The organism is Sphingobacterium deserti (genome assembly GCF_000757725.1).
Classification (GTDB): Bacteria; Bacteroidota; Bacteroidia; order Sphingobacteriales; family Sphingobacteriaceae; genus Sphingobacterium; species Sphingobacterium deserti.
Map to the genome: position 1 here is coordinate 40,907 of NZ_JJMU01000023.1, position 8,759 is coordinate 49,665.

An 8,759-nucleotide genomic window follows, 5' to 3' on the forward strand; every position below is an offset into this window, starting at 1 on the left:
TATGTCAAACAAATCGGAGCAAAACGCCAAATCATATATCCAAATTAAGGGAGCACGAGTAAACAATCTAAAAAATATCGATGTTGATATTCCTAAGAATAAGCTCATTGTTATTACCGGGATGTCAGGATCTGGTAAATCGTCGTTGGCTTTTGACACGCTTTATGCGGAAGGTCAGCGTCGGTATGTAGAGAGTTTGTCGTCCTACGCGCGGCAGTTCATGGGCCGAATGAACAAACCCGAGGTGGATTACATCAAAGGGATCGCCCCGGCTATTGCCATAGAGCAGCGCGTAATCACTTCCAACCCACGTTCTACCGTGGGCACATCAACGGAGATTTACGACTACCTAAAGCTGCTTTATGCGCGTATAGGTAAAACTATTTCTCCGGTATCGGGAAATGTCGTAACGAAGGATACGGTTTCATCTATAATTGATGAATTGATGGCTGTGCCCGAAGACACCACCATTACCATATTCGCTACTTTATATCCCGTTAACAAAAGGAAGCTTAAAGAAGAGCTGTCGCTGCTATTACAAAAAGGCTTTGTACGTATTCTTTTCGAGGATAAAATACAGAAAATAGAAAGCGTAATCGATGATGCATCGGTAAAGAATAGAGATTTCAAGCCTGATGAGCTGCAGATCGTTGTGGATCGCGTGCGCTTGGATAAGCAAGAAGACACCTTCAGTCGTATTGCAGACTCTATACAGACTGCTTTTTTTGAAGGTAAGGGCGAATGTTACATCGATATTGATGGCACGAAGAAACACTATTCAGATCGTTTTGAATTGGATGGTATCACCTTCGAGGAGCCCACACCAAATTTTTTCAGCTTCAACAATCCTTACGGTGCATGTAAACGTTGTGAAGGTTATGGCAAGGTGATTGGCATTGATGCGGACCTTGTTATTCCAGATAAAAGCAAATCAGTGTATGATGGTGCAATTGCACCGTGGCGGGGTGAAAAGATGGGAGAGTGGCTGAGCCGTATGGTGCGCAACGCATTGAAATTTGATTTCCCTATTCACAGGTCATATGCTGACCTCACAAAAGCACAGCAAGAGTTGATCTGGACAGGTAATAAATATTTTTCTGGCCTCAACCAGTTTTTTGAGGAACTGGAGTCACAAACGTATAAGATACAATACAGGGTGATGCTATCCCGCTATCGCGGAAAGACGGACTGTCCAGATTGTAAGGGCTCTCGACTGCGGAAAGATGCTACCTACGTGAAAATTGCCGATAAATCTATTACGGACATTGTCTTGTTACCGTTGGACGAAGCATTGAAGTTTTTCAATGAACTGTCCTTAACGAAAAATGAGCAAACTATAGCGAAGCGGCTTCTTGCCGAAATTATAAACCGGCTCCAATTTTTATGCGATGTTGGTTTAAGTTATTTGACGTTAAACCGCCTGAGCAATAGCCTTTCCGGTGGTGAATCTCAGCGTATCAATCTCGCTACTTCTTTAGGCAGCTCTTTGGTTGGCTCTATCTATGTGTTGGATGAACCCAGCATCGGACTTCACCCTCGCGACACACAACGGTTGATCGGCGTTCTTAAATCTCTTCGTGATGTAGGGAATACCGTCATCGTGGTAGAGCACGAGCAGGAAATGATGGAGGCAGCAGATTACCTCGTCGACATCGGCCCTGAGGCGGGCATCAACGGTGGAGAACTTATTTTCGCTGGTACCTATGCGGAGATTCTGAAGGATAAGAAAAGCTTGACGGGCCGTTATCTGAACGGTGAGTTAACCATCGTGACGCCTAAGAAGCGGCGGAAATGGACCGATAGTATTGTCGTCAAAGGAGCTCGGGAGAATAATCTCCAGGGTATTGATGCTGCCTTTCCTCTAAACATTTTTACTGTGGTTACGGGTGTTTCAGGCTCTGGTAAGACTTCCCTAGTGAAACGAATTCTTTATCCTGCACTACAGAAAGCTATTGGCAATTATTCCGGTGAACAAACAGGTATCTTTGATGCGCTCGAGGGCGATATTGAGCGTGTTGAGCAAATAGAAATGATTGATCAGAATCCTATCGGTCGTTCCTCGCGTTCTAATCCTGTGACTTATGTAAAAGGTTGGGATGAGGTACGGGCGTTATATGCCGCTTTACCTGCTTCAAAAGCAACAGGATTGAAGCCGGCCGCCTTCTCGTTCAACGTAGAGGGGGGGCGCTGTGATGTTTGCCAAGGCGATGGTGAAGTAAAAATCGAAATGCAGTTCATGGCAGATATTGTTCTACCCTGCGAGGCTTGTGGCGGGAAACGATTTAAGCAACACGTACTCGACGTATTATACAAGGAAAAGTCTGTTTCTGATGTACTTGACCTGAGCGTTGACGAAGCGATTGATTTTTTTAATGACCAGCCAAAAATTCTGGCCAAGATACAACCCCTGCAAGACGTAGGGTTGGGCTACATAAAGCTAGGACAGGCTTCTAGCACGTTATCCGGAGGCGAGGCGCAGCGCATCAAATTAGCATCGTTTCTTATAAAAGGTAACAACAGCAAAAAGACACTTTTTATTTTTGACGAACCCACTACCGGGCTTCATTTTCACGATATTCAAAAATTGATCAAAGCTTTCGACGCTTTAATTGAATTGGGCAACAGCATCCTCGTTATCGAGCACAATATGGAAATGATCAAAACGGCAGATTGGGTTATCGACATTGGTCCTGAAGGAGGGAATAAAGGAGGAAAAGTGGTGTTTGAAGGTACCCCTGAGGGCTTAGCAGCATGTAACGAATCTTATACTGGGATGTTTCTAAAAAATCACCTACTTTAGCCTTTCTTTCTCAAAATCATGTGTATGTGGAAATCATTTTTTACAGGTTTATTGAGCGCAGCACTAGCTTTACCGACTTTCGCTCAACCTGCACGACCAAAATTAGTAGTTGGCCTCATGGTCGATCAAATGCGGTGGGACTATCTTTATCGTTTCGCTGATCGCTATGGAGATAAAGGTTTCAAACGATTGTTAAACGAAGGCTTCTCTTGCGAAAACACTATCATTAACTATATACCGACGTATACCGCTATTGGGCATAGCTCTGTCTATACAGGGTCTGTTCCTTCGATTCATGGAATTGCCGGCAATGACTGGATTATCCAAGCTACTGGTCAGTCGATGTATTGTACGCAAGACGACAACGTGCAGGGTGTGGGCACAGCGGAAAAAGAAGGGCAGCAATCGCCGCGTAACTTGTTGGCGTCTACCGTTACTGACCAACTGAAGCTGGCAACAAACTTCCAGTCTAAAGTGGTAGGTGTTGCTATCAAAGACCGTGGCGGCATTCTTCCTGCCGGTCATTTCGCCGATGCTGCCTATTGGTTTGAAAGTAAATCCGGAGATTGGATCAGCAGCACCTTCTATATGAAGGAACTTCCTTCCTGGGTTACAAAGTTTAACAACCAAAAATTACCTGAAAAATATCTAAAACAAGATTGGAATACACTATATCCTATCGAAACGTATTCGAAAAATAGCATTGCTGATAATAATCCTTATGAGGGCAAATGGGCAGGTGAGGAATCGCCTACATTCCCGCGGAAGACATCGTTATTAATGAAAGATGCGGGCTATGAACTGATTAAGACAACGCCGCAAGGAAATACGTTTACATTGGATTTCGCAAAGGCCGCTATTGCGAATGAGCAGCTTGGCAACAATCCGACGAACGCGACCGATTTTCTTTGTGTGAGCCTTTCTGCGACAGATTACGTTGGCCATCGATACTCGCTATCGGCTGTAGAAATTGAGGATACGTACCTTCGTTTGGACCAGGATATTGCAGAATTCCTAGCCTACCTTGACAGAACTGTAGGAAAAGATAATTACACCCTGTTTCTAACGGCTGACCATGCGGCTTCGTATAACCCCATGTATTTCACGGATCAGAAAGGAAACGGTGGCTATTTATTTGATAGGCAAATACGAAGAAACCTTAATGAAGCGTTGGCCAGCGAATTTGGAAGCGATAAGTTGGTACGTAGCTTAACGAACTACCAAGTGCATCTTAATTATCCCATTATTGATTCGTTGAAGCTTGATGAACAGCGGGTAAAAGCGAATATCATCAAGACCCTCAAAAAAGAAGATGGTATTGCTTACGTAGTGGATATGGAGAGTGGTGAGAATATGTTTGTGCCTGCGCCAATCCGGGAGAAGATTATCAACGGATACAACCGCAAAAATAGTGGTGTTATCCAAATCATCGCTGAACCACAGTGGTATTCAGGATCGCCACGCGGAACAGGCACCACACATGGCGTCTGGACGGCATATGACTCACACATTCCGTTAGTGTTTATGGGTTGGGGTATTAAGCCGGGGGTAAGTAATAAAGAGGTTCATATTGTGGATATTGCACCTACAATTTCTTCTTTGCTGCACATTATGGAACCCAATGGCAATATCGGAAAACCGATCGTAGAGGTCTTGGGGCAGTAGTTTCAGGAGCGAACTAATTTCCGTACCTTTGGGCTACGATAGTTATTGATTAAAGGTATACATATGCTTTCTAAGAAAACAAAATACGCCATTAAGGCGCTAATGGTTCTGGGACGAAATTATGGAAAAGAGCCGATGCAAATCATCAAAATTGCAGAGGAAGAGCGTATTCCAAAAAAGTTCTTAGAGCAGATTTTATTGGAAATGCGTAATGCCGGCATTTTATATTCAAAAAAAGGTGCGGGTGGTGGATACAGCTTGAACAAAGCGCCGGAAGATATTTTCTTATCGCAGGTGATGCGACTTATCGACGGCCCTATCGCTTTACTGCCTTGCGTGAGCCTAAACTTTTATCGGTCTTGTGAAGAATGCGTTGAAGAGCATGCATGCGGCATCCGTGATACATTTGTGGAGGTGCGTAACGCCATGCTCCAAATATTAAACGACACTAGCGTAGCCCAACTGATCAACAAAGAGAAACAGCTTTCTTTCGATATTGATCCGGAGTCTTAAGTAAACTAGATCGCACAAGCAACGGAAAAGCTTCGTACAAAAAGCGATATATTTTAGAAGCCATCCTGAAAGAAAGTTCTCACTACTTTTATTAGGATGGCTTCTCTTTTTATTCGCGTTCTACAACATTTCCATTAAACGCTCAAAAGCCATCCCGCGAGATGCTTTTAAGAGAATGGTACTACCTGTTATCGGATGAGCTTGTAACGCTTTCTTCGCTTCGTCCGTAGTTTCATAAAATTCTGCGTCTGTATGTTGATGTGCGTAGAAAGCGCGTCCAACAAAAATCTTTCGCGCAGCTGAAATGCCTGCTGTTTTTTCTACTAGCTTTTGGTGTTCCACGGAGCTTTCATCCCCCATTTCAAACATATCGCCCAGAATGATCGTCTTTTGGTTTGCATCAATAAACGCAATATTATCCAAGGCGGCGGCCATACTGCTCGCATTAGCATTATAATAGTCGGCGATAACCGTATTTGTGGCGGTTTTTACTACCTGCGATCTATTGTTGGTAGGTGTGTATTCCTGAAGACCTCGATTAATCTCGGAGGCAGATAACCCTAAAAAATTCCCTACTGCCGCCGCAGCCAAGATATTTTCGGCGTTGTAAGACCCTGTCAACTGGGTTGATACGGTATGGATGGATTCTTTTTCTGCTGTCAGACGCCATGTAATTGTCAGAAAAGGATTGGCATTAACCAATTGACCAACAATATCATTATCTCCTGAAAAGCCATAGCGAACAACCTGCTCCACGTGGCGTGCATGCTCCATCTCCTGCAAATGCGGATTATCGCCTTGAAGAAACAAGATTCCCTTGTGTGCCTTCAGGTAATCATACAGTTCGCCTTTCGCTTTTTTTACGCCCTCGAAAGATCCAAATCCTTCGAGATGGGCTTTTCCCACATTGGTGATAAGGCCGTGTGTAGGAGCTGCAATGTCGCATAGAAAAGCAATTTCTCGTTGGTGATTAGCGCCCATCTCAATAACTGCAACTTCCGTACTTTCATCTACAGCAAGCATACTTAAAGGCACGCCAATATGGTTGTTCAAATTACCTTTGGTGGCGAAGGTTTTATAACGTTGCGACAGAACGGCGTGCAGCAATTCCTTCGTTGTGGTCTTGCCATTGGTACCGGTAATCCCGATAATGGGGATGTTCAACTGTGTGCGATGATATCGTGCCAGATCCTGCAACGCCGAAAGTACGTCAGAAACCAAAATACAGCGTTCGTCTGCCACATACTGTGCTTCATCGACAACGACCAAACGCGCTCCTCGCTCTAGCGCTTCCCCCGCGAAGGCGTTTGCATTAAATTTCTCCCCTTTTAAGGCGAAAAATATACAGCCCGGTATGATGTTGCGCGTATCGGTAGAAATTAACGGCAGTTCTTTGTATCGCGAATACAGCTGTTCTATAGTCATCGTTTTTATTTTATAGCAAAGGTAATCAACGGCTAAATAAAAATAGACAAAATATTGCATTGGCTATCTTTACTACGCTATCATTACCATAGCGCGTTTGTAAAATAGAAGCGCGCCATACCACAAAATAATTGAGGGTATGGCGCGCACTATTCCAATGAGGTTGTTATTGTAATCTGTATGCTTTTACGCTATTGTTGTTAAATGTAGGAATGAAAAGGGTATTGGTTTGTGAATGGTAGCCCAAATCTGCCGTATTCATCTTTCCACGAACATCCAGCAGTTTATCAAACGAACCATCAGCCTTCACATGATAGATTAATCCACCCCAGCAGGTTACTATAAATTCGTTGTTGCCAATCGGCTCTAGTCCATCACCGCCAAGTTCAAAACCCTTTGCCACGATGCTGTGCTTTTTGTTCGCATCAATTCTCCAAAGTTCTGGCCCTACCAGCGCATACAGATGGCCGTTCGAATATTTAAGACCGTTTACTGATGGTGTGTTTTCTAGGTAAACTTGCGGTTTATTATTTCGCATTTGATATATTTTTCCAGACCGTGTGTCAGACACGTAGACAATCCCATTATCATCAATGGTCACATCGTTCAGCATGACTGCTCCTGGAAACTCTACCTTACTCACCACATTTCCTGTCACCACATCAATAATCCAAACAGATGTAATGTCTGCAACGTACAGCAAATCCTGATAAAGTGCCAAACCTTTCGGCGCATCCATTTCCGTGATCCAGTCCTTCTGCTTAATGGTGCCATCAAGGTTTAATATGGCTACGCCACCTTTACCATCTTTACCCATCGCATCGCCATCGATTAGCGAAACATACAGTAAATCATTTTTCGCAGAATAAAGAACTGATTCCGGTGTCGGTAGGTCTTTCGTTTCCCAAATTTCCATTAGTTGATGTTGTCCAAATACCGTCGTAGACAGGCATGCACCCAAGGCTAAAAAGAGTAGTTTTTTCATGGTCATAAATTGTTCTTTTAAGATATAAAACCTTCCGCTTCCTCAGCCCTCATACCGGTCAGAGAAATCGGGATGGTTCCTACGTTAGTCTTACTAGTTAAGATAACCAAGCGATCTTGGTTTATACACAACAGTAAACACGTTGTTATAAACAAGTGACGACAACAAATGTTTATATTTCATCCTTTTCAATCCACTTTGTTACTGTTGGCGGCTCATGGCTCTCCATTTTTCCTAATAATTCTTCGATGGTTTCCCCCACCAATAGCATCGCCCGATTCTCTGTCCTCAACAGGCCCTCATCAACCATATGGTCAATAAATTTAATAAGATTCGTATAGAAACCATTTGTATTCAGTAGGCCAACAGGTTTTTTATGAAGGCCGAGCTGCGCCCAAGTAATCATTTCGAAAAGCTCTTCCAACGTACCGAAGCCGCCAGGTAGCGCGATGACACCATCCGCATGCTCGTTCATAATTCTTTTTCGATCATGCATAGTTTCTACGGTAATTAATTTCGTAACACCCGTGTGCTCTCTTTCTTTAGAATTCAAGAAGTGAGGAATCACGCCGATAACGCTCCCTCCAGCATCCAGCGCAGCATTTGCTACCGTACCCATTAATCCCACTTTCCCACCGCCGTAAACAAGCTGGATACCGCGCTCTGCAAATACTTTACCTACATGCGCTGCTTGTTCCCTATATACCGTCGTATTGCCATAACTCGACGCACAGAAAACAACTATACTTTTCAGTTTCATACATACAAGTATAAGGAAAAAAGTAAGATGGCGGTATGGTTTCTAAACGGATTGTCCTACGCTAAACCCTTCCGCCGCATGCCGCGGCAAAGCAAATACTTTGTAGGTTAATGTAGTTTCTAAACGGATTGTCCAACGCACACCCCTTGCGTCCTTAGCCAGGACAGGGCGTTCCTTTTGTAGGGCAAAAGGAACCAAAACCCCGTCGCTTATTTTTGTTGCATCCTTTTTGGACAGTGCAAAGGCAAATAACTACAGACGCAACAAAACTGATGCGACAATTCGTTTAATTAAGGACGGTGCATTGTAGTATCTTTTCTAATTTCTCACTACGCTCTACGCAATACACTGTACTAATCGCTTTTGAGGCGACATTTCGCTTAATAATGGGAAGAAGCGATAAAGTATGGGAAACTTAAACTTCTCGCACTACGCGATACACAATACTCAATACCAATCCCCAACGCACACCCCTTGCGTCCTTAGCCAGGACAGGGCGTTCCTTTTGTAGGGCAAAAGGAACCAAAACCCGGTCGCTTATTTTTGTTGCATCCTTATTGGATAGTGCAAAGGCAAATAACTACAGACGCAACAAAACTGATGCGACAATT

6 protein-coding genes are annotated in these 8,759 nt (G+C 43.8%); 3 read left to right on the top strand and 3 right to left on the bottom strand.

Going from position 1 to position 8,759, the window contains the following annotated elements; all coding sequences use genetic code 11:
- Nucleotide 1: 1 nt before the first annotated feature.
- The 3 genes from uvrA (at nt 2) to DI53_RS07220 (ending at nt 4,978) form a co-directional block, all read left to right on the top strand.
- Entirely contained in the window at nt 2-2,800 is a 2,799-nt protein-coding gene (uvrA, locus tag DI53_RS07210; RefSeq protein ID WP_037497181.1) for an excinuclease ABC subunit UvrA, read from the top strand.
- Between the two features lie 24 nt (nt 2,801-2,824).
- Nucleotides 2,825-4,465, top strand: coding sequence for an alkaline phosphatase PafA (pafA, locus tag DI53_RS07215; RefSeq protein WP_037497183.1), 1,641 nt, complete (start codon nt 2,825-2,827; stop codon nt 4,463-4,465).
- Nucleotides 4,466-4,528: 63 nt separating this feature from the next.
- On the top strand, nt 4,529-4,978 hold the full coding sequence (locus tag DI53_RS07220) for an RrF2 family transcriptional regulator (protein ID WP_037497185.1): 450 nt from the start codon (nt 4,529-4,531) through the stop codon (nt 4,976-4,978).
- A gap of 120 nt (nt 4,979-5,098) precedes the next feature.
- Here DI53_RS07220 and DI53_RS07225 read toward each other — a convergent pair whose 3' ends face one another.
- The 3 genes from DI53_RS07225 to DI53_RS07235 form a co-directional block, all read right to left on the bottom strand.
- Nucleotides 5,099-6,403: a UDP-N-acetylmuramoyl-tripeptide--D-alanyl-D-alanine ligase gene (locus DI53_RS07225; protein ID WP_037497186.1), complete on the bottom strand. Its 1,305-nt coding sequence runs from the start codon at nt 6,401-6,403 to the stop codon at nt 5,099-5,101.
- A gap of 166 nt (nt 6,404-6,569) precedes the next feature.
- Complete coding sequence (locus tag DI53_RS07230; RefSeq protein WP_241462391.1) at nt 6,570-7,394, bottom strand: SMP-30/gluconolactonase/LRE family protein; 825 nt, start codon at nt 7,392-7,394, stop codon at nt 6,570-6,572.
- 166 nt (nt 7,395-7,560) lie between these two features.
- The gene (locus tag DI53_RS07235) at nt 7,561-8,148 is read right to left on the bottom strand and encodes an LOG family protein (RefSeq protein WP_037497188.1); all 588 of its coding nucleotides are present in this window, start codon (nt 8,146-8,148) and stop codon (nt 7,561-7,563) included.
- Between the last annotated feature and the right edge of the window lie 611 nt (nt 8,149-8,759).